This window comes from Candidatus Poribacteria bacterium (genome assembly GCA_009839745.1).
Classification (GTDB): Bacteria; Poribacteria; WGA-4E; order WGA-4E; family WGA-3G; genus WGA-3G.
In genome coordinates this window covers 1-26,477 of record VXPE01000071.1, presented here as the reverse complement: position 1 = coordinate 26,477, position 26,477 = coordinate 1, and the positions used below count along the sequence as shown (strand labels likewise).

Annotated in this window: 23 protein-coding genes; 7 read left to right on the top strand and 16 right to left on the bottom strand. The window is 45.5% G+C overall.

Translation table 11 applies throughout. The annotated features are described in order from the left end of the window. Positions 1–144: 144 nt before the first annotated feature. From F4X88_11720 to F4X88_11710, 3 genes are all read right to left on the bottom strand, one after another. Positions 145–726 carry a hypothetical protein gene (locus tag F4X88_11720; protein MYA56959.1) on the bottom strand — a complete coding sequence of 194 codons (582 nt, stop codon included), beginning with the start codon at positions 724–726 and terminating at the stop codon, positions 145–147. Between the two features lie 111 nt (positions 727–837). After that, positions 838–2,283: an Asp-tRNA(Asn)/Glu-tRNA(Gln) amidotransferase subunit GatB gene (gatB, locus tag F4X88_11715; protein MYA56958.1), complete on the bottom strand. Its 1,446-nt coding sequence runs from the start codon at positions 2,281–2,283 to the stop codon at positions 838–840. Between the two features lie 246 nt (positions 2,284–2,529). Beyond that, a complete protein-coding gene (locus F4X88_11710; GenBank protein ID MYA56957.1) occupies positions 2,530–3,291 on the bottom strand; it encodes an aldo/keto reductase in 762 nt (253 codons plus the stop codon). A 232-nt stretch (positions 3,292–3,523) separates the two neighbouring features. On the opposite strand from F4X88_11710, the gene F4X88_11705 reads away from it, so the two are divergent. After that, positions 3,524–5,794 carry a tetratricopeptide repeat protein gene (locus tag F4X88_11705; GenBank protein ID MYA56956.1) on the top strand — a complete coding sequence of 757 codons (2,271 nt, stop codon included), beginning with the start codon at positions 3,524–3,526 and terminating at the stop codon, positions 5,792–5,794. A gap of 47 nt (positions 5,795–5,841) precedes the next feature. Here the strand turns inward: F4X88_11705 and nadB are convergent, their stop codons facing one another. The 9 genes from nadB to F4X88_11660 all read right to left on the bottom strand — a co-directional run bounded on the left by nadB (position 5,842) and on the right by F4X88_11660 (position 16,857). Then, complete coding sequence (gene nadB, locus F4X88_11700) at positions 5,842–7,497, bottom strand: L-aspartate oxidase (protein ID MYA56955.1); 1,656 nt, start codon at positions 7,495–7,497, stop codon at positions 5,842–5,844. Positions 7,498–7,505: 8 nt separating this feature from the next. Beyond that, positions 7,506–7,937 (bottom strand): PaaI family thioesterase, encoded by a 432-nt coding sequence (locus F4X88_11695; protein ID MYA56954.1) that lies wholly within the window; start codon positions 7,935–7,937, stop codon positions 7,506–7,508. 220 nt (positions 7,938–8,157) lie between these two features. Further along, on the bottom strand, positions 8,158–10,851 hold the full coding sequence (locus F4X88_11690) for a valine--tRNA ligase (GenBank protein MYA56953.1): 2,694 nt from the start codon (positions 10,849–10,851) through the stop codon (positions 8,158–8,160). A gap of 154 nt (positions 10,852–11,005) precedes the next feature. Further along, positions 11,006–11,566, bottom strand: a complete 561-nt coding sequence (gene raiA, locus F4X88_11685) for a ribosome-associated translation inhibitor RaiA (GenBank protein ID MYA56952.1) — start codon at positions 11,564–11,566, stop codon at positions 11,006–11,008. An 86-nt stretch (positions 11,567–11,652) separates the two neighbouring features. Further along, positions 11,653–13,458, bottom strand: coding sequence for an RNA polymerase factor sigma-54 (rpoN, locus tag F4X88_11680; protein ID MYA56951.1), 1,806 nt, complete (start codon positions 13,456–13,458; stop codon positions 11,653–11,655). 182 nt (positions 13,459–13,640) lie between these two features. Continuing rightward, positions 13,641–14,378: an LPS export ABC transporter ATP-binding protein gene (gene lptB / locus F4X88_11675; protein ID MYA56950.1), complete on the bottom strand. Its 738-nt coding sequence runs from the start codon at positions 14,376–14,378 to the stop codon at positions 13,641–13,643. A 41-nt stretch (positions 14,379–14,419) separates the two neighbouring features. Next, positions 14,420–15,400, bottom strand: coding sequence for a hypothetical protein (locus F4X88_11670; GenBank protein MYA56949.1), 981 nt, complete (start codon positions 15,398–15,400; stop codon positions 14,420–14,422). Then, positions 15,354–16,088: an LPS export ABC transporter periplasmic protein LptC gene (gene lptC / locus F4X88_11665; protein ID MYA56948.1), complete on the bottom strand. Its 735-nt coding sequence runs from the start codon at positions 16,086–16,088 to the stop codon at positions 15,354–15,356. Before lptC ends, F4X88_11670 begins: the two co-directional genes overlap by 47 nt. Continuing rightward, positions 15,985–16,857 (bottom strand): lysophospholipid acyltransferase family protein, encoded by an 873-nt coding sequence (locus F4X88_11660; GenBank protein ID MYA56947.1) that lies wholly within the window; start codon positions 16,855–16,857, stop codon positions 15,985–15,987. Before F4X88_11660 ends, lptC begins: the two co-directional genes overlap by 104 nt. A gap of 178 nt (positions 16,858–17,035) precedes the next feature. On the opposite strand from F4X88_11660, the gene F4X88_11655 reads away from it, so the two are divergent. The 4 genes from F4X88_11655 (at position 17,036) to F4X88_11640 (ending at position 20,343) form a co-directional block, all read left to right on the top strand. Then, complete coding sequence (locus tag F4X88_11655) at positions 17,036–18,340, top strand: MATE family efflux transporter (protein ID MYA56946.1); 1,305 nt, start codon at positions 17,036–17,038, stop codon at positions 18,338–18,340. A gap of 286 nt (positions 18,341–18,626) precedes the next feature. Next, positions 18,627–19,901 (top strand): DNA recombination protein RmuC, encoded by a 1,275-nt coding sequence (rmuC, locus tag F4X88_11650; GenBank protein ID MYA56945.1) that lies wholly within the window; start codon positions 18,627–18,629, stop codon positions 19,899–19,901. Beyond that, a complete protein-coding gene (locus F4X88_11645) occupies positions 19,858–20,076 on the top strand; it encodes a hypothetical protein (GenBank protein MYA56944.1) in 219 nt (72 codons plus the stop codon). The genes rmuC and F4X88_11645 overlap by 44 nt, the downstream gene beginning before the upstream one ends. Positions 20,077–20,148: 72 nt before the next feature. After that, positions 20,149–20,343, top strand: coding sequence for a hypothetical protein (locus tag F4X88_11640; protein MYA56943.1), 195 nt, complete (start codon positions 20,149–20,151; stop codon positions 20,341–20,343). Between the two features lie 174 nt (positions 20,344–20,517). Here F4X88_11640 and F4X88_11635 read toward each other — a convergent pair whose 3' ends face one another. Continuing rightward, complete coding sequence (locus F4X88_11635; GenBank protein ID MYA56942.1) at positions 20,518–21,951, bottom strand: hypothetical protein; 1,434 nt, start codon at positions 21,949–21,951, stop codon at positions 20,518–20,520. A gap of 19 nt (positions 21,952–21,970) precedes the next feature. Beyond that, entirely contained in the window at positions 21,971–22,372 is a 402-nt protein-coding gene (locus F4X88_11630; GenBank protein MYA56941.1) for a hypothetical protein, read from the bottom strand. 337 nt (positions 22,373–22,709) lie between these two features. On the opposite strand from F4X88_11630, the gene tcmP reads away from it, so the two are divergent. Further along, positions 22,710–23,843, top strand: a complete 1,134-nt coding sequence (gene tcmP / locus F4X88_11625) for a three-Cys-motif partner protein TcmP (protein MYA56940.1) — start codon at positions 22,710–22,712, stop codon at positions 23,841–23,843. After that, positions 23,833–24,606 (top strand): phage Gp37/Gp68 family protein, encoded by a 774-nt coding sequence (locus F4X88_11620; GenBank protein MYA56939.1) that lies wholly within the window; start codon positions 23,833–23,835, stop codon positions 24,604–24,606. The genes tcmP and F4X88_11620 overlap by 11 nt, the downstream gene beginning before the upstream one ends. 102 nt (positions 24,607–24,708) lie before the next feature. Here the strand turns inward: F4X88_11620 and F4X88_11615 are convergent, their stop codons facing one another. Together F4X88_11615 and F4X88_11610 are read right to left on the bottom strand one after the other, a co-directional pair. Next, positions 24,709–24,804: a hypothetical protein gene (locus F4X88_11615; protein ID MYA56938.1), complete on the bottom strand. Its 96-nt coding sequence runs from the start codon at positions 24,802–24,804 to the stop codon at positions 24,709–24,711. A 439-nt stretch (positions 24,805–25,243) separates the two neighbouring features. Then, positions 25,244–26,197 carry a DUF4268 domain-containing protein gene (locus F4X88_11610; GenBank protein MYA56937.1) on the bottom strand — a complete coding sequence of 318 codons (954 nt, stop codon included), beginning with the start codon at positions 26,195–26,197 and terminating at the stop codon, positions 25,244–25,246. Positions 26,198–26,477: the final 280 nt, after the last annotated feature.

Sequence of the window (26,477 nt, the reverse complement as noted above, 5' to 3'; positions counted from 1 at the left end):
CGCTCTTCAGACGTCAGCTCAACTTTATGGGTTTGTTTTCTCATCGGAGACCTCTCGGAGATGGGATTCAAAGCATAGCAAGAATATATCACGAAATCTCCAAAAAATCAATAACTTTATCGTAAACTCAACATTGAACGACTACTAGTCAAGCGAATTTTTAGATAAATCCGTGCCATCGTCTATTGTTTGTTTAAATTCGAAACTTGAGAAATGATTGCTATATGCAGACACATTATAGTTTCGGGTAAACGTAGTAACATGACTACGTAAAAATTTGCGATAGTTAGGATGTGCAAAAATGTTAAAACGAATTTCCAACTTATTTCCTTCAGCAAAACACCACAGAGAATCGTCAACTTTAAGTGACATCTCCACTCCTTGTACAACATCAACTTCCAATATACCATCCTTACTATCAGGATAAGTTATTCTGACGTTTTTATTCGGTTCTGGTAAAAATAAGTTAAAACTTCTTAGATTGTCCAAAGTAGATTCGCCAGAACTAGCACTCAATTGAGGGATGTAACTATCTCCAGTAGATTCACTTAATTTTCTGGCAATGTTGGCAGCATCACTAATAGAGCATCTAACATCAGCCGATATTTTAACCATTAAGATATTATCCATACGCGCTGAACTATGTTCATCATACTCTGCTCCTGGATAACCTTCCAAAATTTGCTTTAGTTTTTGAACGAGCTCTTGATTTTCTGATAACTTCATAACGAACTCCTTTTTAAAAACCGAGATTTTTGCTCAAATAGTGATGAAGCAGTGTTTGGGAAATCTGCCAAATCGCGCCACAGTTAACTAGGCTATATCCATCGGAAAGCCTCAATCTGTCAACAAAACCCGTGTTAAAATCTGATTCACGAGTTGCGGATTTGCCTTGCCGCGAGTCGCACGCATTACCTGCCCTACAAGAAATCCAATAGCCTTTTTCGTGCCGTCACGGTAATCTTGCGCGGGACCGGGGTTGTCCTCGACTACCTGTAAGACGATGGCTTCTATCTCTGAGGTGTCCGTAATTTGTGCCAACCCCTTTTCATTAACAATCTGCTTGGGCATTTTGCCGGTTTCAAAGGCATCGTCAAGCACAGATTTGGCGATTTTACCGCTGATGGTCGCATCCTCGATTAACTGGATGAGTTCGTTGAGGTGTGCTGGCGTGACCTTCGCGTCTTGGATCTCAATCTCTGCTGTGTTTAGGAGTCGGGTCAGGTCGCCCATGATCCAGTTTGCACAGGTGGTGGGATCACCACTGCATCGAGCGGCTTCGTCGAAGAACTCGGCGAGTGGTCGGGTGCTTGTTAGGAATTCTGCGTTTTCAGGTGAGAGGTCATAGTCCGAAATGAACCGTTCCCGGCGGGCAGCGGGGAGTTCAGGAAGGGTCGGCTGGATCTCCTTAACCCACTCACCCCTTATCTGGACATGAACGAGATCGGGTTCAGGGAAATAGCGATAGTCGTCGGCTTCCTCTTTACCACGCATAGCAACGGTCTTGCCCGTGCTGGCATCAAAGAGGAGTGTTTCTTGGACAACCTCTTCACCCGCATCTAAAATTCGAGCCTGTCGTTTCACCTCGTATTCCATTGCTTCGATCAACTCTTGGAACGAGTTTTTGTTTTTAATTTCAGTGCGTGTCCCCAATTCTTTGCTACCCTTGGGACGCAGGGAGAGGTTTGGCTCACATCGCAGGCTCCCCTCTTCCATGTTGCAGTCGCTCACTTCAATATACTCTAAAATTTCCTTAACTGCCCGACAATAGGCGATGGCTTCTGCGGGAGAATGCAATTCGGGTTCGCTTACAATTTCGAGGAGTGGCACACCGGCACGATTGAAATCCATGAAGCTACGGGTTGGATCCCCGGTGACTTCGGCGTGAATGGATTTCCCGGCATCTTCTTCGAGATGAATTCTACGGAGGGCAACCGTTCGGGGTTCGCCCTCAAATTCAAACGTTACCTGTCCGCTTTGACACAAGGGAATGTCATATTGTGAGATCTGGTAGTTCTTGGGTAGATCTGGATAAAAATAGTTCTTCCGATCGAATTTACTGGAAGGTGTGATTTCACAGTCCATCGCTAAGCCGGCACGCACCGCAAACTCAACGGCGCGTCTGTTGACGACGGGTAATGTTCCCGGCATCCCTAAACAGATTGGGCACGTACAGTCATTCGCCGATGCCCCGAAGGTATAGGCACAATTACAGAAAAGTTTGCTTTCTGTGCACAATTCGGCGTGGATTTCCAAACCGATCACTATCTCATATTCTTCCATGTTTTTAACTTTCCTTGCGGTTCGTTTTTTTAACTTTCCTTGCGGTTCGATCAGACGGGTTTGATGAATAAAGTACCTCTCCGTATATCCGCCTGCGTGTTTTTGCAATGTAATACATTGTCCCGCAAGTCCACACGCGACTTGCGTATGGATTGAGTCTATTCCCAGGCTAAATCCGGTATTTCTGCGTATTGTTGCAGGCTGCGGCTGAGTCTCATCAGAAAAAATCCGAACCGAGCACTATTCCTACGAGAGTTCATTAACGAGGGCGACGTTCGCTTCCACTTCGCGCTCGGAGGTCATTCCGATAGTCATAGCGTGTACGCACGGAAGTCCCATCACAAATTCAATTGCCTGGCGTTGACCTATTGCGTCTTCTGCCAATTTTCCTTGTCCCAGCACTTTCATTCCATAGATGCCTTTTCCTACGAATGCCATCTGTTCCATTGTGCGGATGACATCAGCGGGGGACGCGTCCATGTGGACACCCGCGTAATTAATCCGAGCCAAGACAACGTCAACCCATTCCGTCATCGCGGATGTTTGGAAGGCACCGTAATCGTGGCAGGATACGCCGTGTGCGCGGATCAATCCCTGTTCCTTGCAACGGGCAAGGGCTTCCATGGCCTCCGGATATCGTTGGGGCCAGTCTACTTGTGTGAGGCAGTGGAGCAAGACAATGTCCACATAGTCAGAACCTATCTCTTTGAGAAATCTCTTCACGTCTGCTTCTATAGTTTCTCGCGTTCGGGAGGTTGTCTTTGTGGTAATAGTGACGCTCTCACGTGGCACCTCTTGCAGTGCTGCCTTGACATGCGGATGGCTTCCGTACTGATCTGCGGAATCCCAAAACGTTACACCTTTTTCGTGTGAGAAGAGGAGTAAGTCCCGTAAAGCTTCAAATCCCAAATCTGTCTGATTTGAGCGACCATTCCAGCCATTTGATCCTGTTCCGATTGAAAGTCGTGAAACATTTAAACCTGTTTTTCCAAGTGCTACAATTTCCATCACGATGCTCCTTTTAATGGATTAAGCTGCTATTAAGTATAGCGTAACGTCTTCAATTTGGCAAGTGATTTCTGGTATTCGTGAGATGGAATGTTACGACTTATTTTTTTTGTTGCTTTTTGCCTTTAAGAGACGTTACAATTCAATTATGATAAAAGAATCCGGAAAAATCTATGCATATTTCAAGTAAATCCACAGGAACTCACATGAGGAGGCCCGCAAAAAAGACGCAATGAAATATATAAAGTTCTTTAGCAGCAACCGAATTCAGCCCAACAATACATCAGGTTCGGGAGCTGCGTTCTATTCCATCATAATCCGAAAATCCTTTTTAGGTTTGCTCGCGTTGGCGTATGGATGCTTCGCTATCGGGATACCGGCTTCAGGTGATGAAGACCAGCGTGCTGCGTGGCAAGAAGCCTTTACCTTAATTGATGAAGGGAACCGCAAAAGAGCAACTGTGAAACTTGAGGCTTTATTGCAAACTGACCTGTCCGAGTCAGAAAAACTTCGGATTCATCATGCCCTCGGCTATAACTATGAAAAACTTCGCAACCGCCCGAAGGCGGTTGGGCATTACGCGCGAGTTGCTTCGGTGAGTTATCCACTGGCAGACTGTGCCATCTATCGCTTAGCACAACTTTACGAAGACATGAACAACAGAACACGGGCGATAAAGTGGTATACGCAGCTTGTCAAGGATTATCCCACGAGTTTTTATCTCGTGAAGGCAAAGTGGGCTTTAGCACAACTCCATCTGGAAGAGAAGGCGTACGCGTCCGCGAAGTCTCTGTTGGTCGAACTCGTTGAGGAGCCACGCTATGAAAGAGAAGCAAGTTTCGCTTTAACCCGTTGCCATGAAGAGCTCGGTGACACCACTACAGCATTCAACACGTATCGTGAACTCATAACCGAAAATCACTCAAAGAGTGTTGCTCGTGATTCACTCAGTCGGCTTAAGCGGCTTATGAGATCGCATAAAACGCTAAAACTGACCCCAACCGACCGGCTTAATTGTGGCTTGGTATCCTTTTCTCATAAACAATGGAAAACCGCCGTGTCGGACTTGGAATTAATTCCTAAGACTGTGGATATGAATCTACGAGCGCATGCGCTCTACCTCATCGGACGCAGTTATCAGGGGCGGAAGTGGTACAATACAGCAATTAAGAAGTTCAATGGCGTTATTGCACTCGGTGATAAAAACAGGTATCTCACGCGCGCGACGTATCAAATAGCCCAGTGTTATCGTCGGAAGGGGCATATTAGAACCGCCATCAGCAAGCTTGAAAGTTTTGTGAAGTCCTATGCATGGAGTGAGTGGGTAGACAACGCATTGTATGATATCGCGCAACTCCGCGAAAAACAGGGAAAATTGGAGTTAGCACTTGAGGCGTATGCCCGCTTAATTAAGGTTGCCCCGAAAAGTCCTTACGCTGATGTTGCAGCGTGGCGAACCGGGTGGCAGCGCTTTGATGAACGCCGCTATGAAGAGAGTTACAACGCTTTCGAGGGTCTGAAAGAGAATTTCCCTGGAAATCGTTATGCGATGGGTGCGCACTTTTGGATGGCAAAGATACGTGAACGCCAGAACAAGCCCGCACTGGCGCGGAAGTTGTATAAAGAAGTAGCAGAAGCAAAGTATTGGTACTACTCGGCACGAGCAAAAGCGATTTTAGGTGTGGCTATGTCCGAGTTGGAACCGAAAGCCGTTCAAGATGCGGAATTACCCGTGCGTCAGGCATCTCCAGAACAGGTGCTGTTGTTGATGGAACTGAGGCTTTATGAAGATGCGATTACGCAGTTAGACGAGCACATCAACACAACTTCGCTCCCTGAACGCGAGTGTTTTTATAATCTGGTTACCTGTTATGAAGGTCTCGCGATGTACGATAAAGCCCGGAAGGTGACTGAACGGTCTCTTGAGAGTCCGGCTTTTGAAAATGCGACGCGAGAGGATTTAGAGAAACTGCACCAGAAACTCTATCCGCGCTACTATGCTAAGACTGTTGAGAAATATGCCAAATTGTATAACGTGGATACCTTCTTAATTGCGGCTATGATTTTGGAGGAAAGTCGATACAACGCGGCGGCGGTGAGTTGGGCAGGCGCGATCGGATTGATGCAGATTATGCCCCCGACCGGAAGAGAACTCGCCCAGCAGCTCAAAATCCGTCGCTTCCGAACCTCAATGCTCAAACAGCCCGATGTGAATATTCAGATGGGGACGAAGTATATCGGATATCTTAATTCACTGTTCAATGACAACATGATGCTGGTGACTGGCGCGTATAATGGCGGTCCTGGACGGATGAAGCGGTGGGTGGCATCGAAAAATATCGCAGACATCGATGAGTTTGTCGAGAAGATTACTATTCGAGAAACCCGACTTCATATCAAGAAGGTGATTGACAGTTACGATCACTATATAGAAATTTATAAGAAGGCAAGCGAACCGCCAGCTGTGAATTCGGTAACAGGGATCGTCCAAAAAGGTCTTTAGGGAGATAGTTGTCAGTAGTCAGTTAGCAGTTAACCGTCGGCTGACTGCTATTCTAAGGAGATCACTTCTGGTGGGTTATTGTTTTTGATAAGAATTCGGCGGTGCCAATCGCTATCGTCTTGCGTCGGAAAATCAGCGCGGTAGTGTGCGCCGCGGCTTTCGGTTCGCGCGAGTGCTGATTCCGTTATCATCAAGGCGACATTGAGCATATTGACGGCTTCAACGAGTGCTATATCATTTGGTGCTGGTGTTGCCGGCACGTTTCCTAAATTTGTGGTTAAGTCTTTCAATTCGGCGAGGGTTTGTCTTAAACCCTCGCCGTTTCGTTCAATACTCACATTTTCCCAGAGGGTCTCGCGGATTGCATCCTTTACCACCTCTATAAAATCTAAATCTGGCGTTTGAGATGTCTCTGTATTACCGGCATGTGATACATCTGGTGAGTGAGAAGGCTGCGATGCTGCGAATGCTGCAGCGTTTGTGCCAGCGCGCGCGCCGTAGACGAGGCACTCCAGCAGCGAATTGCTCGCCAGACGGTTCGCGCCGTGGACACCCGTGCAGGCAACTTCGCCACAGGCGTAGAGTCCTTTGAGGTTCGTTTGTGTATCGGTGTTCGTGCGGATGCCGCCCATCATAAAATGGGCACCGGGACGCACCGGAATTAAGTCGATGTTGATGTCCAATCCATAGTGTTTGGTGGTTTCAGAGATCGTGGGGAAGCGTTCATGGATAAACTCGGCAGGCTTATGTGTAATGTCGAGATAGACGCATGGAAATCCGGTTAATTCCATTTCTATCTGGATAGCACGACTGACGACATCGCGGGGCGCGAGTTCACCTTTCTCGTGGTATCTCTCCATAAACCGTTCACCCCGAATGTTGATGAGTTGACCGCCTTCACCCCGAACAGCTTCTGAGATTAAAAAGTTGGGGGCACCATCCAAATAGAGTGTTGTTGGGTGAAACTGGACGAATTCCATATCAACCATTTCGCATCCAGCGCGCCACGCTGCAGCAAACCCATCACCTGTTGCTACTTTTGGGTTGGAGGTACACGGGTAGATGCGTCCAAGTCCCCCTGTTGCGAGAATCGTGGATTTGGCGCGAATAGCAGTTACGTGTTCATCTACAATCGCGGTAACGCCGTAGCATGTAGCGGCTTCCTGAAACTCTTGGGGAGTCTCCGCATCCGTCAGGAGATCAATGGCAAATGTATTTTGTAAGACATGGATTTTTTCGGTGTTAAGCACACGCTGGATGAGAACATCCGTTGTTTCACGTCCGGTTGCGTCGCCTTTGTGAACGATACGGCGACGGCTATGTGCGGCTTCCTGTGTAAAGCGGGGCAGTGTGCCTTCCCAATCAAAGTTCGCCCCCCAGTCAAGGAGTTCAGCGACCCGTGGAATGCCTTCGGATACCATCATCTCAACGGCTTTGGCATCACAGAGTCCGGCTCCAGCTGCACAGGTATCCTTTATGTGCAAGGCAATCGTGTCATCGAGGTTCATGGCAACTGCGATGCCACCTTGGGCATAGTGTGTGTTGCTCTCTGTCAGCGTGGTTTTGGTGATTAAGGTCACATTCGTGTGTTCGCTCGCAGCGAGAGCGGCGCGTAATCCAGCGGCACCACTACCGATGATGAGCACATCGGTGTCCCAACTTGAATTCCGCTCTGGATTTACCGCAGATTTTGGATTTTCCATTTTTTAAATTATTGAACCGATATCTTAGGAGCGAAACTCTCATTGACCGGCATTACCTTACCCCTGCCAGTAGCGATAAGGGTGCCATCGCTAAGCGTGACTTCCGCTTTTGCTTCAACTAACCTTTTTGAAATCTTAATACGCTCTGCGTTTACATGGAGTTTCACACGGGTCGGTGCCGGATTGCGAAAACGGATTTCGAGCTGCGCTGTTACTGCGGCTTGATCGAAAGTCCCTATCCCGACGTGTGTAATCGCTTCATCTAATAGGGTGCTGAGGATACCCCCGTGTAGAATGTTTGCCCACCCTTGTAAATGCTCGGGGGGCGTACATCCAATATAGACGAATTCGCCTCCATTCTTGATTTCAGGTTTTACCTGAAAGCCATATGGATTTTTCATACCACAAACGAAGCAGTTGTCATTATTTTCAATTCCCATATTTTAATTATTCCTTGCGGTTAAATAACGGGGGTTTGGACTTTAACGTGCCTCTCTCAAATCTGAAGAAACTCCCAAGCAAAAACCCTTCCATTTCATTACGGGCTATGCAATTTGTTCCATAGGACAGACACAGCCCCTTCGCCAGCGAGGGAAACACCTCGACAACAGCACATGGACTGTAGAGAATCACCCGACCATTGCGTCCATTCTAACTTTTTTACGCTTCCTTTTCCGACTCAGTGAGCATAGCGAGACTTCGCGCCAATTTCTCTTTCTCTACTTCCAGTCGTGCAAGTAACTCTTCCTTTTGTTTAACAACCCTTTCAGGGGCACGCTGAATGAAATTCGGATTATCTAAAGTCTTCTGCGCTGCTGCGACATCTTTAAGGATCTGTTGATGCCGCTTACTCAGCCTGGCATGCTCGGCATCCAGATCGATTATATCGGCAAGCGGGATGTAGATAGCAAGCTCACCGATAACGGCTTCCGCCGAAGCCGGGGGTTTGGACAACGATTCGGCGATTGTTATGTCTGCTACGCGTGTGAAGGCTGGCAGATATTGTGCCAAGTATGCTTCAAGTCGCTCACGGGTTTCAGCATTTGGCGATTGGATATGAACCTCTACGGATGCGCCGAGGGGAACATTTAACTCGCCTCGGATACTTCGGACCCTTTCGATAACTTCCATGAGTGTCGCCATGGTGGTTTCTGCCGTCGGATCTTCGCCTATTGGTTCTGGCCATGCGGCAACTGTTATCGAACCTTTTTCGGCGGATCCGTTTTTGCCTCCACCGTGCGGGAGTTGTTGCCAAATCTCCTCGGTCAAGAAAGGCATCACAGGGTGTAGGAGACGCATTGTCTGTTCCAGGACATCTGCTGCTACCCAAAGTGCCTCTGGTTGATTTTGTGAGATGCGTTGTTTGGCAAATTCCAAGTACCAATCGCAGAATTCATGCCAAAGGAAGGCATAGAGTATTTGTGTGGCTTCATAAAAACGAAAGTCCTCAAAAGCCTCGGTTGTTGCTGCGATGGTATGACTCAGACGGCTCTGTATCCAAGCGATTTCTAATGTTTCCTGTTTGTAGGTGCTGGAGGATTCAGCCGCTACGTCATCCATTTTTGCGGGCACAGGATGCTTCTCTAAGTTCATCAGAATGAACCGGGCTGCGTTCCAAATTTTGTTCGCAAATCGCTTACCTGCCTCGATCTGCGATTCTGGAAGCGGGACATAAGGGATTGGGGTGCTTGTATTGACGAGCGCAAAGCGGAATGCATCCGTTCCATAGGTCTCAATTGTCTCTAAGGGGTCAATGCTATTTCCCTTGGATTTGCTCATCTTCTGTCCCTTTTCATCGGCAACAAGTCCATGCAGATAAACCGTGCGGAACGGGACCTCGTTCATACATCCTAATCCGAGCATAATCATTCTTGCGACCCAGAAGAAGAGGATATCCCAGCCGGTTACAAGGACGGACGTCGGGTAAAAAGTCTTCAGTTCTTCCGTATTTTCTGGCCATCCCATAGTAGAGAAGGGCCACAACCCGGAGCTGAACCATGTGTCCAGCACGTCCTCTTCTTGCCGAAAGTCGGAGGCACCACATGCTTCGCACTGCTGCGGGGTTTCCAGCGCAGCGGTGACGGCACCGCATGCGTTACAATCCCATATTGGGAGGCGATGTCCCCACCAGCGTTGACGTGAGATGGGCCAGGGTTCGATGTTCTCCATCCAATGATAGAAGCGAGTGGTTTCGCGTTCTGGGATAAATTGGATCTCCCCTTTTTTGGTTGCTTCTATAGCGCGCTGGGCAAGTGGACGCACATTCATAAACCATTGCGGTGATATAGCAGGTTCAACAACGGTGCCACATCGGTCATGATGTCCAACGGCGTGCCGATGTGGGACAATTTTGACGAGAGCCCCCGAGTTCTGCAGATCCTCAACGACCCGTTCGCGGCACTCCCATCGGGACAAGCCGACGTATTTTTCGGGGGCGTTTTCGTTTATACATGCATCCGGTGTGAAAATTGTGAGCTGCTTGAGGTTGTGTCGCAAACCAATTTCATAGTCATTCGTATCGTGCGCGGGTGTCACCTTCAAGGCACCTGTCCCGAATTCTGTATCCACATACGCATCAGCGATTATCGGAATTTCTCTATCGCAGAGCGGTAGGAGTGCTGTTTTTCCAATCAAATGTTGATACCGTTCATCTTCAGAGTGCACAGCAACAGCGGTGTCGCCCAACATCGTTTCTGGACGGGTTGTGGCAATTTCGAGTACGATCTCACTGTCCTTAACCGGATAGCGGATATGATAAAAGTGGCCATCTATCTCAATGGGTTCAACTTCAAGATTACTGATAACGGTGTTACAGTGTGGGCACCAATTCGCCATGTAGGTATCGCGATAGATGAGTCCTTGATCGTAGAGTTTAACAAAGGCAGTGCGAACGGCTTTCGACAGACCTTCATCGAGTGTAAAACGCTCGCGTTCCCAATCACAGGAGCACCCGAGTTTCTGGAGCTGCGAAACGATATACCCGGCGGATTCATCTTTCCACTGCCACATACGTTCGATGAATTTTTCACGTCCGAGTTCGGTTCTGCTGGTGCCTTCTTCGGCGAGTTGTCGCTCCATAATAAGTTCGGTGACAATACCGGCGTGGTCGGTTCCGGGCATCCAGAGGGCGTTATAGCCTTGCATGCGTCGCCATCGGATGAGGCAATCCTGGAGTGTATTGTCAAGGGCGTGCCCGATGTGTAAACTGCCAGTGATATTCGGTGGGGGTATAACGATGGCGTAAGGCGGTTTGTCAGAGGTTGACTCGGCGTGAAAGTAGCCGTTTTTCTGCCAAAGTTGGTACCATTTCCCCTCAATTTCGTGAGGGGCGTAGATTTTCGGAAGATTTGCCATTCTTTTAATTTTCCTTGCGGTTAAAGGACGATGCTCGTGCCTTGACAGTTCTCGATCATATCCGCCTGCGTGTTTTTGCGAATCAACGCTGAATGCGCGTGTGGCATTCAGCGGGGTATTTATGCGTATTGTTGCAGGCTGCCATTTATGGCATTTAGGTGAAGAGGGGTTCTACCCATCCATAAGTCCCCTTGGTTTCCATTTCATAAATTAGATTTACCTGTCGCGTTTCGGCATTTAAAAACAGAAGAAATCCGGAATTCGTGGCTTCAAGTTCCGTTGTGGCTTCCGCGAGCGTCAGGGGTTTGGATGCGAATTTATCCTGTGTTGACACAACGACAGGGGTATCAATTCCTTCAACTTCCGGTGATGCGTCCACCTCTTCCGGATTGAGTCGTGCCACTACCTCTCGATGGGGTGCAATATTTCGGCGGTCTTTCACTCGATCCCTGTAACGTCGGATCTGGCTGAGGATTTTATCCGTAACAGTATCCAGCGCAGAGAGGATCTCATGCGTCTCACTTTTTGCATAGAATGACACGCGGGGTGCTGTCACTATCATCTCGGCATCAAACCGGTGTTTTTCAGATTTGAGAACGACATTTAGTTCTTGCATCCCGTTAAAACGCGACTCAATTTTATCGGCACGGTTGAGGATATACGCGTGAATATCATCGGTAATTTTTAAATTATGTCCTGAGTAGGTTACTTTCATTTTTTTACGATTGCCTCCTAACAACGTTCCCCTTGGTTTCACGATGGTATCGGGGAAATGCCAACGTGACTGCGGAACCTGTAGGGTTAAATAGATTTTGCCTTAGACCTTTCACGTGATGTTGGAATGCCCAGTTCATCACGATATTTCTGAACGGTTCGCCTTGCGAGCAAGATACCTTTCGCCTTCAGGGCATTACTAATTGCTTGATCGCTGAGCGGTTTCGAGGCGACTTCGGCATTAACCATCTCTTGAATGAGATTTTTCACCTGTTTGGCAGAGACTGCGTCCCCCTGTGTGGTGGCTAATTCATTACTGAAGAAGAACCGAAGGGGATACATACCGTGTTGGGTTTGGACATATTTATTGCTCGTTACTCGGCTGACGGTTGATTCGTGAATTCCTATTTTTTCAGCTATTGTTCTCAAGGTCAGGGGTTTAATACTTTTAACGCCTTGTGTTAGAAATTCCGTTTGCACCTCAAAAATTGCCTCGGTGACCCGAGCAATCGTGCTACCGCGTTGGGCGAGACTGCTGAGTAAATTTGTCGCATCACGATACCGTTTCTCTATCCATGCTTTTGCTTCAGCATCCAAGGTATCTGGTCGATTGCGCATCAGATTTAGATAGTAAGGATTCATCTGTAAGCGCGGTATGTGGTTATCCACAGAGATAGCTTGATACTTTCCATTCAGGTATTGTATCTCCACGTCTGGTGTGATAATTTCTGTTGCGGAGGATTTTTTGAGCGATCGAGTCGTAGGATCTGTGAAGTAGCGACCGGGATGCGGTGATAGCCTTCCTATCCACTTCGCAGCTGCATCTATCGCTGTGATGTCAACTTTCAGGGCATCCGCGATGCCATCCCACTGCTGATTTAGAAAAGCCTCAAAGTGATTTTTGATGATTTTGTGGGCAAGGGGAAGCGTGCAACGATGCCCAGGATTCCCATCATTCATCATATAATTGCGAATCTGTATCAGTAATGCCTCTCTTATATCTCGATGTGCTATCCCAATGGGTTCAAAATTATCTTGTATCTTACGCAGTACATTTTCAACGAGTGCTGTATCACAACCAACAGTTTCAGCAATATCATCCAACGTAAGTTGGTAAAAGATAAGTGCCGGTTTACAACTGTCTGTCGGACATTCATATAGAATAGTATATGTTTTTTTGTTGTCTTTGTCGTTAATTTTCCATGCCCGATGTGCAGGCATGCCCCGATTTTCTGAGGAAGGGCACATTGTATCTTTCACAGCGATTGTAGCAGTTTTTGAAAATTGAAAATCAGGGTCGCCCGTCGCTGCTGATATTTTTTTTTGAATAAAAATGTGCAGTTCTGTTGAAAGCACCTCTTCATTGAGTTGAGACAGGAATTCACACGGCACCTGAAACAATTCGAGCTCCAATTGTCCATCATCGTTGAGATTTCCGAGAATTTGCGCTGCGATGGTATGTTCTGTTTTTGAGGCTATAACCTCCGGGGGTGCGAGGTTCAATTGCTCGTCAAGATATTCGTGCAGCGACCCTTCATGCGCCAGGTCTGGTTGTAGCTCGTCAGTGTCCGAGTATCTGGAATTTATCCGTTCGCTAACGGAGACACGGTCCTCAAAGGCTGTTTCCCAATCAATATCAATGGTACTATCTTCTCGATCAAGATTCTCTTCTGGTTCATTCCATTCGGCGTCTGGATCCGATTCTTCGGTAGGGCGTGCTATCTCGTCGTCTTCCTCGAGTTCTAAGAAAGGGTTCTGCTGGAGTTCCTGACTGATGAATTGTGTTAATTCCTGCAGCGGCATATTTAGCACTTTGAGTGCCTGTTGTAACCTCGGTGTAATGGACGTTTTCTGTGTTAATTGGGGTGCTTGGGTAAGTTGCGCTTTGTACATTTCATTAGTAGTTATCAGGTTTAATGGTTATCGGTCTTCGGTTTTCAGTTAAGAGGTGTTCGTTTAACAAAGGCTTCCTCTTGTCCGACAACCGATAACTGACAACCATTTCTCCGAAAACTATTCCTCCGACAACCGAAAGGATTTTTTGAAAAAAAATCCGAACCAAAAACCGACAACCCTTAAATCCGATAGGAGAAATTGTGTCCAAAATAGAGGTCTCTTGCAGTCTCACTATTAATGAGTTCCGTGGGCGTTCCGGCGAGTGTAATTTTTCCATCAACAATGATGTACGCCCTGTCAACAATATCAAGTGTTTCAGCGGCATTATGGTCGGTAATGAGCACACCTAAATTGCGGTCGCGCAAGTGGCTGATGAGTTGCTTGATATCCGCAACAGCGATCGGATCTATTCCCGAAAGCGGTTCATCGAGCAGAATGAAATCAGGTTGTGCCGCGAGGGCGCGTGCTATTTCTGCCCGGCGACACTCACCCCCTGAGAGTGTATATGCCTTGCGTTGTAACAGATTTGAAATGCCGAGTTCGTCCGTCAATTCACGGATACGAGGTTCGCGTTCTGATTTTGGCACCCCTTGGACCTCAAGGATTGCCTCAACATTTTGTTGAACTGTGAGTTTACGAAAAATCGATGTTTCTTGTGCGAGGTAGCCGATACCAAGCCTTGCGCGTTTATACATTGGGTAGAAGGTAATGTCCTTATCAGCGTAGGTAATTCTACCAGCATTCGGACGAATCAATCCGACCATCATATAAAAGGTGGTTGATTTTCCGGCACCGTTGGGACCGAGCAGTCCGACAATTTCGCCTTGCTGGACCGAGAGGCTCACCTCGTTAACGACTATAGGACCGCGCCGCGTATAACGTTTTATGAGTCTGTGTGCTTGTAGTTCTGTTGCCATTTTTTAATTATCCCTTGCCGATACGTTACCATATCTTTTCATCAGGGGTCTTCCGTCTCAGCGTCTGGATTTGTGTCATCGGGGTTTCCTGGGTCTGTATCAGTTTCTTCCTTCGGATCCGTCCCTTCAGAACTTCCAGCATCTGTATCAGTCTCTTTTTCCGTATTTGTATCCTCAGCGTCTTCAGCATCCGTATCAGCCTTCTCTTCTGTATCACCCTCAGCAGTATCAGTGTCAGTATCTGTTTCTTCTTGAGACGGATCCTCCGTCTCCTCAGACGTAGTTGTGGAAGTGTTTTCTTCGTCGGTGTCTGTGCCGCTTTCGGCGTTTTCATCTGCCTCTGGCTCTACGGGTGTTGCCTGTGTAACGGTAACCTTAAACTTAACGTCCCCCTCGGCAGTCTGTTTTCCAGTCAGGCGATTGAAAGTGAAGTATTTGGTTTCAAGCCGATCCTTGTCTTGTAAGACGACGACATTCTCCTGAAGGATAATCGTGCTTGTCAGATTGTCCATGATCGCATGGTCACAGGTCGCAAAAATATCTTGGTCTCGTATTTCTACATTGCCCTCGGCGACAATTTCTTTTGTTGCTCCCGTTTCTAAGTCGCGCTTGAGGGTGATTTTATCAGCGTTGAGAAACCCGATTTCGATGCCTTGCTCATCCCGTCGGACTGTCTTCGCTTCGTCAATAAGAATCGTTATGCCTTCCTGCTCATAACTCTCCATCCTTTTCGATGTCCCAGTGATTATTTCTTTCGTCTCTACTGGTGTAGCCTCCGTATCCTCAGCGGTGCTATCCTGTTCTACAGCGTCCTCTGTCGTTTGAATTTCCGCAGTGTTGGTGGGTGACGGATGTCCTTCTGTATCTGCCTCTTCCGCCCCGAGTGTCAGTGCGATAAGACAGACAAAAAGCGTTAGAAAACTGGCGCACACACAAAAATTGCAAAATTTGCGAAACTGAAATCTGTGTTTGTAACTACTCTGGTTCAATTGGGGTTTGAGGGTATTCATGTGCTTTCTCATCTTTTGGGTGAAGTTCAAATTGATTGTTTTGCATTTTTACGGTTCTGAGCGTCGGGTTTGCGTACATCTCTGTTCCGATCCATGTGGAATCTCCACGGACAAGTGTGACTTCTTCGGGTCCATACAACTTGCCCGCAAGGTTTTGCCAATGGAGAACCTCGCTATATAAAGTGCCATCCTCGCTAACACCGACGACATCTCCTGTGAAATGGAGATTGTTTTTCTTGCTTCCCGTGAGGAACTGTTTACCCTTCCGACTATTCACGGTAATAGAAACAACACCATCTTCAAAAATCTGAACGGTCGGATTTTGCACCTCAATGTAACTTCCGTGAAACGTTGAGGTATCCCCGACAAGCGTCCATTTGATAACACCTGCTTCGGTGTGTTGTGTAGAAAACCCATCTACTTTCTGTGTCGGGGTGGTTGCTCCGGTTTCATCAGCACCGACGGGTGTCTCTGTACTTCTACAACAAATTACGCAGAATAACAGACAGAGATACAACGGTGTGAGGATCTGGACGGGTTGGGAATGTAATACAAGGAATGGATTTGGTCTATTTAAAGACCAAATCCCCCAACCCCTACGGTTGTGTTTTCCACCGACGATGCATCCAAATCCACTGCGTGGGGTATCGTCGGATGTAGGATTCAATGATTTTTGTGAATTTCTGCGTGTTAACAACAAGGTCTTTCTCTTTCATAGATGTCCGTTTCAACGCTAAAGGTGGTTCGATAATTGCGTGGTGTGAACCGTCGGGTTGCCGGACAATGAACGTTGGCAGTATCGCCGCCCCTGTTTTGAGGGCAATCGCCACTGGACTGTAGGGTGTATAAGCACGTCTACCGAAAAAATCGACAAAAACACCACTCACGGCTGTATCTACATCGGCAACAATACCGAGGAGTTCATTCCGTTTGAGACATCGAAGGGCATGGCGCACGCCTGTATCTCTGTCAATCGTCGTATACCCACCTTTTTCTCGGTAGCTGGAGACCAATGCGTTTAAACGAGCGGAACGCAATTCACGGACAATCGGCGTAAGCGGCGCAACTGTCGCAGAAATGCTCGCAGCGAGAAGTTCCCAATTTCCAAAATGTCCGGTTAGAATGATTGCCCCTTTCCCACGTGCGAGTGCTTGCTGCACATGCTCAACACCTTCAAAAGTAACATATTGTTGAAGCTGCTGCTTATCCAAGCGTGGGAGCTGCATGAACTCCACTACAGTTTTGCCTAAATTTTCAAAACACTGTTTCGCCACTGCTTTAACTCGGCGTTCATCAGGAAACGTCAAACAGTCGCGTAAGTGTTCACACGCCAATTCCCGCTGCTGTGGTGCCAGATAGTATACGAGGGTGCCCAACCATCCACCGATAACCAATGTCACCGAGCGTGGCAGCCGAGATACACAGAATCCGATTGATTTGGCAGCAAACACATAACTCCAGTCTTTCATTGTTAAATAGTATACTCAATTTCTCGTGAAATTACAAAGAAAAATATAGAGCACACACGAATCCTGCAGTGTGTAGGACAGAATTTGTTACTCTGTTGCACTGCAGATAATTTTTCTTTGCTTTAATGCCCTTGCTTTTCACCTGAGTTCGTGGTAGGGTATAGGGTAGGAATTCTTCATGCATACCCCTCAAGAGATCAATAAGCAGATCTATCGACTCGCGCTCCCGAATATCATTAGCAATTTTTCCATCCCTCTTTTGGGAGCGGTGGACACTGCTTTAATGGGGCGGTTAGAATCCGAGCATTACCTCGGTGCGGTCGGCATCGGTGGCGTTATCTTCAGTTTCATCTATTGGGGATTTGGGTTTCTCCGAATGGCAACGACGGGATTGACAGCGCAAGCCTTCGGGGAAAACGATCTCCGAGAATGTGGACGTTTGCTGCTAAGAGCGATATGCATCGGCATCACGTCAAGCCTATTACTCCTTATCTTCCAGTGGCAGCTAATTGATCTCAGTTTCCGCCTCATTGATGCGAGCCCTGATGTGGAGCGTCTCGCCCGCATCTATTTCCATATCCGTATCTATGCTGCGCCTGCAACATTGTGTCTGCATGCCTTTCACGGTGTATTTTTGGGGTTACAGAATGCCCGCTACCCACTGTTACTGACCATTGTGGTGAACCTCGCCAATATCGTCTTAAATCTGGTATTTGTGAAACTACTCGACATGAAGGTAGACGGAATCGCTTTAGCGACTGTCATTGCGCAGTATATCGGATTATTTGTAGCAGTTCTACTCTTTTCGAGATATTATCGCGGTATTTTGCCAAAATGGAATTTACGAGAAATCTTAGCATTTTCTAAACTCAAGCGGTTCCTTAGCATCAGTGGTGATATCTTCATCAGGACGTGTTGTCTGGTATTCAGTCATGCCTATTTCACCGCAAAATCCGCAGCCTTGAGTGATACCTTCTTGGCAATTAACACGATTCTGTTGCAGTATATCAATCTATTGTCCTACGCGATTGACGGTTTCGCTTTTGCAGCAGAGAGTATGATCGGCAAATACAAAGGTGCGCAGGACCTACGAAATCTGAAACAGACGACGCGCCTTATCTTTCTCTGGGCATTTCTGTTCGCGGGTGTGATTCTGCTAATCCTTGCGTGCTTTGGGGAGCGATTGCTGTATGTTTTTACGGATCAGATGTCGCTTGTGGAACAGGCAGAAGTTTATCTGATTTGGGTCATCATCGCACCTGTGATTAACGTCGCTGCCTACATTTGGGACGGTATCTTTCTTGGTGCGACTGCTTCGAGAGCCTTACGGAATTCCGTAATTGTGTCAACATTGTTTTATTTTAGTGCGATCTATCTGTTGATGCCGTTTGGGAATCATGGGCTATGGGGAGCGTTGACCCTGCTTTTGGTTGCCCGGGGTGTGTCGTTGACGGTGTTGGCACCGAAGTATCTGTTTCGATAAAATGTTACGTTTTTATAACATTTTTAAATTGGGATTTCTGTGTGGGTTTTCGGTTGAGAGCCCAGTGGAGACGTGGGGTTCTTGGGTATTTCTCAGTCGAGATTCTCTGTTGCGAAAAAAATAATTTGGTGAAAAGTGTAACTTTTTTAGGACAGACGCAAATTGTGTAAAAAGGACCCAAGTCAAGAGCATTATCGCCGTCCAAGGATTAAAAAAGATTTGACCTTTCTCTCAAAACGCGGTATACTGAACAGCCTGCTTTTACAAAAATGGATAAGAAAAGGAGATAAAATTGATTCTAAACACAATATTGTGTCTCTTACTATTAGGAAATCTCGTACTACTCATTCTCGTATATAGGGCTGTAAAGTCGCAGCCGAAACATATAGGGAAAGATGACTTAGATACGCTACAAGAGGAAGTATCTAACTCGGGACAGCAGATTCGATCTGAAATTAGAGCGACGCAAGATTCTACAACTAAGACGCTTGTGGTAAATATCGGTGAATTAAGCAAAACCCTGACTACCCAACTTGAAGGGGCTCGAACGGCATTGCGTGAAAGTTTTCAAGGGTTGCAACAGAATAATGAAAATAAACTGGACCAAATACGCCAGACAGTTGATGAACAACTCCAAACAACATTAGAAAAACGACTCACAGAGTCTTTCAACATCGTCAGTGAGCGTCTTGAAGCCGTTCAGCATGGACTTGGAACGATGCAAAATCTTGCTTCGGAAGTGGGTAGTCTTCAACGGGTCCTAACAAATGTCAGCACCCGCGGGGCATGGGGGGAAGTTCAACTGGGGGCAATCCTTGAACAAATCTTGACCTCAGATCAATATAAACTGAATGTCCAACCGCATACAGGTTCTGAGAGGGTTGAGTACGCCGTTCGCCTTCCAGGCAATGATGATAATCCAGATAAGAGTCTCTGGTTGCCAATTGATTCTAAGTTTCCTACGGCTGACTATCAAAGGCTCGTTGAGGCTACTGAAATAGCCGATAAAGAGGCAGAAAAATCGGCAACCCGATCACTCATACGAAGGGTTCGAGATGAAGCGCGGGATATTAGCGAAAAGTATGTTTCCCCACCACAGACCACAGATTTCGCTATTATGTTTTTGCCAACAGAAGGACTCAATGCAGAAGTCCTTCGACAGCCTGGTTTAGTAGAGGAACTATTACAAACCCATCGAATTGTAGTTGCTGGCCCAACGACTCTCACTGCCATTTTACTCGGGCTGCGTGTAGGTTTCCGAACATTAGCGATTCAGAAACATTCTGGTAAAATCCAAGAAATGCTCGCTGCCATCAAGACAGAATTTCGTGAGTATAGTCGTCTGTTAGGTCTCACGCAGCGGCACCTACGAAACGCTTCCAATGCTCTTGAAAAGACAGAGGGTCGTTCACAAGCAGTCGTGGGTAAATTACAGGAAGTTGAGGAACTTCCGTTGGAGGAAGCAGCAAAAACCCTTGGACTTCCAAATACCGAATTAGGAAAGGAATTATCAGGTGATGGAAAACATAAAATACAAACGGAATATGTTCGGAGACCTTAAGACGCAATGCTGGGCGCGCGAAGCGTTTCCTATACTGGTAAATCGGGCTCAGAACCGGCAGATTATCACTTTCAAAGAACTGGCTATAGACTATTTTGAAACTCGAGGCTTTCAAATTTTTGGATCTGTGTGCGGCATTATTTCGACAACACTCGCTGAACTCGAAGAAGAGTAGAGCAAGGGCCCCATACCCATACCGCGTATTACAAATCTCGTAGTGCGCACGGATGGTAACGCGAGTGGATACGTGTCCAACGCCTTAACAGGCGACAGAAACACTCCTCCGGAGGTAAAAGCATACAGAGAAAATCAACTTGAGCCCATTTGGGAATACCAAGATTGGGATATTGTAGAAAAAGCCCTCGAATTCAAGGGTAAAGCTCACGATGCGGAGATAGAGCTCGCCAAAACCCGTAAGGCATACTCTCAGTTTATTCGCTAACTTTCAGGTTAGAATTGCACAGCTTGACTCCACACGGACGCTGCTGCAAATACTGTGAAATTTCAGGGTAAAATGAGAATGAAGTTAGGGAACATTATCGCAATGTGTTGGGCGGGATTGCCGGAAACCAGGACTCTGTGGAGTGTAATCCGGCAAAGTGCTGAGCATAGTTGATTAGATTTGACTTATTTTTAGCATTTTTAGCCAATCAGATTTGTTGAGTTCGCCTGGTCTCTGCTCTTTATCGTTATAGAAGTATACCATCTTTTCTTGGATGTGCTTTAAAAATGGTATTTTTTCGATAGTATCTTTTAGTTGGCGGTCGCATGTGTGGAAGGTGACATTTTTGCAGTTTGCATAATATAGATATCCGAGATCTCTTATGATTTCCCGTTTATAACTCCCTTTTGATTTTATCACCCGCAGTGCTATTGTTAATTCTAATGCAAGAACATAGTAAGCATAAGAAGCGAAAAACTTTAAAGGGTGCTGAAACTCTTCTTTCCATCTTTTGAAAATCTGAGTTTTCTCTTCTTCCGTCGTTTGAAAGTATGTACACGCAAAATCCAACCATTCTTTATTGCGGATGTAAGCACGCTCAATTTCTTTGAGATGCCTATTTTCGGGTCTTATGGGTTTGTTATCTAAATCATCTATGACAATCTGTGATAACTTCCCCCAATCCTCATGTTTGATATTAAATATCGATTCTGTCTTTTTCAATTTACTTTCTGTTGACTTAATTATGTCGTTGGTAATTTCAATACCGGGATAACGCGTTTCAAGTTCACTGATAATCCTGCCCATAACCCAGTTCAGGTTACTGTCCCTTGATAAGTCTATGTTCTGTTGCAGCAATTTTATAGGAAATTCATCATATTCTTTTGCTACCTTCTTGGCGAGTTTCTCTTGTTTCTTTAATTCTACGGGATCGTCTGTAATTTTCGTTAGGTCTTCTTGATTTACTGTAATTTCTTGACCCAATAAGTCGTTTTTTGCCAACATCCCCCAATGTAAGACCCAGTAAGTGTTTTCTAATTTGCTCAATTTATTTACGGTCTCTTTTCTTTTCAGGTTTTCAATTAGGACAATATCCGGTACCAATATTTTATGTTTGGATACCATTTCCAGTTCTTCAGGTTTCAAGCTTTGAATAGTGCATTTGTCCAATAGTATCAGTTCTAAGTTTTGATTGTTTTTTCGTATGGGTTCGGTATTACTGAGCACGGAAAGTATCTCGGTTTCAAGATCAAGGCATTCACCGGAAATTGGAAGCATGTCCTCGGGGATCTGATTTGATTCAAGGTATTCAATCTGGGGAGAGGTTGAGTTGTCATAAGGAAACTTTACCTGAAATAAGCAGCCATCTTCAGGTTCAGCGAATGCGTCGTGGAGGTCTATCACACCAGATCGGATGAGGGTGAGGCGTTCAGGAGAAACTCTTGCGTAAAGCCAAGTTTCGTGTTGGTCATTCTCATCCGCAGCAACGACAAGGTGAAGATGACCTACAGTATTTTTACATGCAAAAAGGATAGGTTGGTCATAGTAATCGTAGATTTCTATGATTTCAAGTCTGCCTAAATCTGGAATATTGAGTATATCAGCCATCTTTCGTGTCCTTTCTGAATTATTGTTCTTTTGATTCACTTATTATGTTAAAAACGGTCCAAGGCTCTGCTCTAACAGGGACCCACCAAGTATGATGGGATACTTCCTTTGACGGTGTATTTTGAATCATGCCAAACTTTGCATCAAGTTCACCTTCAACTATTTTATATTTACCGAATTTCCGCTTATATCTATTTTTGAGTTGCTTGATGTCCTGTAACTCCGTATAGACAGAGATTCCACAGCCCTTACAAACCGTAGTGGTTGGTTTATTCTTAAACCAACGAGAATTTTCTTCAAAGAATGTTCTGAAATCCTCCGCCTGTGCTGGATCGTTTTGCACAAGGCGGTAAATTTTACCGGAAGCGGGTTTGGCTTCGGCAGGTGGACAGTTCACCGGATAAAAGTGTGGCCATTCCAATTCAGTATTCCCTCGTTTCGCATGCAATTGATTGCCGAGTGTTATGTTTCACCTTTTTACACTTAAGCAAATTGTACCATATTTTTCATTAGCAGACAAATAAATTTCTGGACAGAGTGTACTGCCATCGGAAATTTAGACCACTCCCTGAACCAAGATTGTGATACAATACAATCACGCTCGAAACAAGCCCCTGTGAACATGTCCTGCAAGAGCGGAAAGTTCGTTTTATAATGGAAGGAGCGTGACCTTCCCAAACTATTTGTATTTTTTCCACTTTCGTGATATACTTATTATTGACAAAATAACATGTGTATAGTATAATATGGAGAGTGTAATGCAAGATAATTCTTTTTTTCATGAATCTAAGGAGCAGTCACAAGTCAAGACAAGGATTGTTGAGAAATATTTCTGGTCTTGGGCGACAATTATGAAGCGACGGGCATCGAAAATCGGTTATGTGGATCTTTTTGCCGGTCCGGGCAAGTACGCAGATGGAACAGAATCTACTCCAATTCTTGTCCTGAAGAAAGCATGTGAAGATGATGACATACGCAACAAACTCGTTAGCGTCTTTAACGATATGGATCCTGAGCATGCCCAAGACCTTCAAAGTGCCATTGACTCAAATCCAGAAGTAAAAATGCTTAAGTGGAACCCCCGCGTTATAAACATGGAAGTTACTGAAGAACTTGCTCAAGTTTTCGAGTCTATGGAAACAATACCAACTCTATTTTTCGTAGATCCGTTTGGGTACAAGGGAGTATCAATTCAATTGATCAGTTCTTTCCTTAGAAACTGGGGGTGCGATTGTATATTCTTTTTTAACTACAATCGCATCAATATGGGCATTAATAATAAAGCTGTAGAGGAGCATATAGATGCGCTTTTCGGAAAAGAGCAAGCAGATGAACTCCGAAGTCTCCCACCATCTGTGGAATCATCCGACCGTGAGTTCTTCATAATTGAGGCAATATCCCAATCGCTAAAAGAAAAGGCGGGTCAGTTTGTTTTACCATTTTGCTTCAAAGACGAGCGTGGGACGCGTTCAAGCCACCATCTGATCTTCGTTTCTAAGCATAATAGGGGCTATGAAATTATGAAAGAGATAATGGCAAAAGAAAGCACGAATTCAGAACAGGGTGTCCCTTCGTTTGAATATAATCCAGCGAGCCAACGACAACCGCTTTTATTTGAATACTCGCGTCCTCTTGACGATTTAGCTAATATGTTGTTGGAAAATTTTGCCGGTAGAACAATGACAATGAAGCAGATTTATGATCAGCATAACATTGGTACACCTTACCTTGATTACAACTATAAGCATGTGCTTACCAATCTTGAGATTGAAGGCAAAATTCAAGCCGAACCACCAGCAAGTAAGCGTCCGAAAAGGAAAGGAAAGATTACATTTGCAGACAGAGTCAAAGTAACATTTCTACCGAGGGAGGAACCTCAAAATGGCGACTAAATCCAAAATTGAGTGGACACAATCAACTTGGAATCCCATTCGAGGTTGCACACGTGTTTCTGAAGGGTGTCGGTTTTGTTATGCCGAACGCATCGCGGCAAGATTTTCAAAAAAGGGTTTGGCTTATGAAGGACTTGCACAAATGACTAAAGCAGGTCCAAGATGGTCGAATAAGGTGCGGCTTGTTAAAAATTTACTTGATGCTCCATTGAAATGGAAAAAACCACAGTTGATTTTTGTCAATTCCATGAGTGATTTATTCCATGAAGATGTTCCATTAGAGTTTATTCTGGATGTCTTTGACACAATGAACAAAGCGGAGCAACATCAATTTCAAGTGCTTACGAAGCGATCAAAACGTTTGGCCGAACTTAGTTGTAAAATACAATGGCCCGAAAATGTGTGGATGGGGGTCAGTGTTGAAAACCAAGATTATACATTCCGGATTGACCATTTGCGACAAACAGGTGCCCATATCAAATTCCTCTCTCTTGAACCATTGATTGGAGCACTTCCAAACCTTGATTTAACTTGCATAGATTGGGTTATTGTTGGTGGAGAATCCGGTCCCCAAGCACGTCCTATCCAAGAGGAGTGGGTTGTCGATATTCGTAACCAATGCCAGCAAGCTGACATTCCCTTCTTCTTCAAACAGTGGGGGGGTCGAAATAAAAAGCAAAAAGGCAGGATTTTGGAAGAAAGAACTTGGGATGATTTACCTGTTTCTCATAATGGTAAACGATGGATACCGCTTGTAGCGTAACAGGACTGAAGTGCTAGCGTAGGATTCCAAATCTAAATACCGCGATCCCCCAACAGATGTCGCGGTATTTTATTGATAATAGAGCATGAAAACGCTATAAAATCACCCCAGAGAGGTCTTCGAGCGTTCCGCGCCGGCGAAGACCCGATGCAATGAAATCCGCCGATTGTCACAGACTCGCAACCGTGTTGAATCCACGAAAGAGAGACCGCTATAAGTGCCGAGGTTCGCAGAACTGAAGTGCCAACGTTAATTCAGGCCAGGCTTTATAGTAAAACCCGAAAACAAGTGAACACTCTCAAAAACACAACACTCGCTCCTTCGCTGGCGAGGTTTCTAACCTCGCCCATCGTCAATGTCCAAGTAATTATGGGCTTTACTATAATAACTAAACTTTGGACAATTTTTTTAAGAACACACATATCGCCCCGCTGGGGCTTAGGTCTTGGGGGGTTGGCGTTTCTATACACATATCGCCCCGCTGGGGCTGCCGTTGGGTGCATCGGGGTTTATTTTCCTGCAAGTTGGGTTTGTTTCAGAAACTTTCAGAAAAATCAAAGATCTCTTGAAAACCGAGCATGAACCCGACCAAAATTGTCCAAACTATAGTATAATAAGCGTTGGCACTTCAATTTCTTTATTCAAGTGTTTCTAGAACCTTTTCTATTTTCGGTGCAAACACCTCTTTAAGTTTCAGTAAGGTTTCAATGTGCCATTCTCTGATCTCTTCTAATTCACTATCAGCAGAATCAATGCTTCCCTCGCGAGACACAATGATGAAACTTTCTCGTTTGTCGTTGCGACGTTCCCATTCCAGAGGGCTACCCAGAGAATCAGTAATTTCTACCTCTTGCTTCTTTAAGGTATCAAAGATATCTAATCTGTTTTCAAGGTGCTTTTGATCTATTTTTACCAAAGCATGCACTCTGTTCCCTTGTGCGAATGTTGCACGATAGCGAACCCCTCGAATCCCTGACGAAAAGGATTGCCAATTGAATGGCTGGGCTACGCGGATCCCAGTAAATTTGTACTTTTCCCTGAGTTCGTCAATAAGTGTTTGGAAATAGTTTCTGTATTTTTCCTGCTTGAATGATAGGGATCCGGAGATTTTCTGTGTCTGGGATTTTTGCCACTCGTTAGGAGAGACAACCAGTTTAAAGTTGAGAGCTGGTTTTGAATCGTCAATTTGCAGAACTTCCACCACGACAGCAAAAAACTGTGTCTCATTATCTGTTCTCTGATTTAACCATTCCATTGCTTGGCGGTGTTCGTTCCTAACTTCTTCAGCGATCCATATTACTGTTGAAGCATTGAAACCAGCTGCATAGGTGAGAAGTTTGCCGAGATGATCATGATCAGTTCGCGTTAACTGGTTTTCAATAACAATCATTCTTGAACTTCCTAAGTCTTGTGCAAGTAAATCTAAGGAGAAGTCGCCAACGGATGCTTCTCTACTGGTGATTTCAATATCCATATCAAGAGCAGCACCCAACGTCTGGATATTTGATTCTAACCATTTTGTGAAGTCACTTGCTTCATTTTTCCATATCTCGCGCAGTGAAATTCTTTTCAACTCGCTGAAGTTAAGCATTTAGCGGGTTTCCTCCGTTTTCCGTTTGTGATATTGGGTACTTGCATCTGTTCGTTTTGGTTTAAGAACTGCAGTAAATCAATGACTTATACCACTTCTAAAAGTTTATATTGCATTAGCAGCCCCTGAGTGCACAGACTAACAGTCTATGCTACAAGCATGCACGAACTGAAGTTTATGCTACAATTTCAATCAGAAATGGTATTACCAATTCTTCATAACTTATAACGTGAGTTTGATAAAAGTGGGAAATCAACGGTATTCATGCTATAAAGCATGA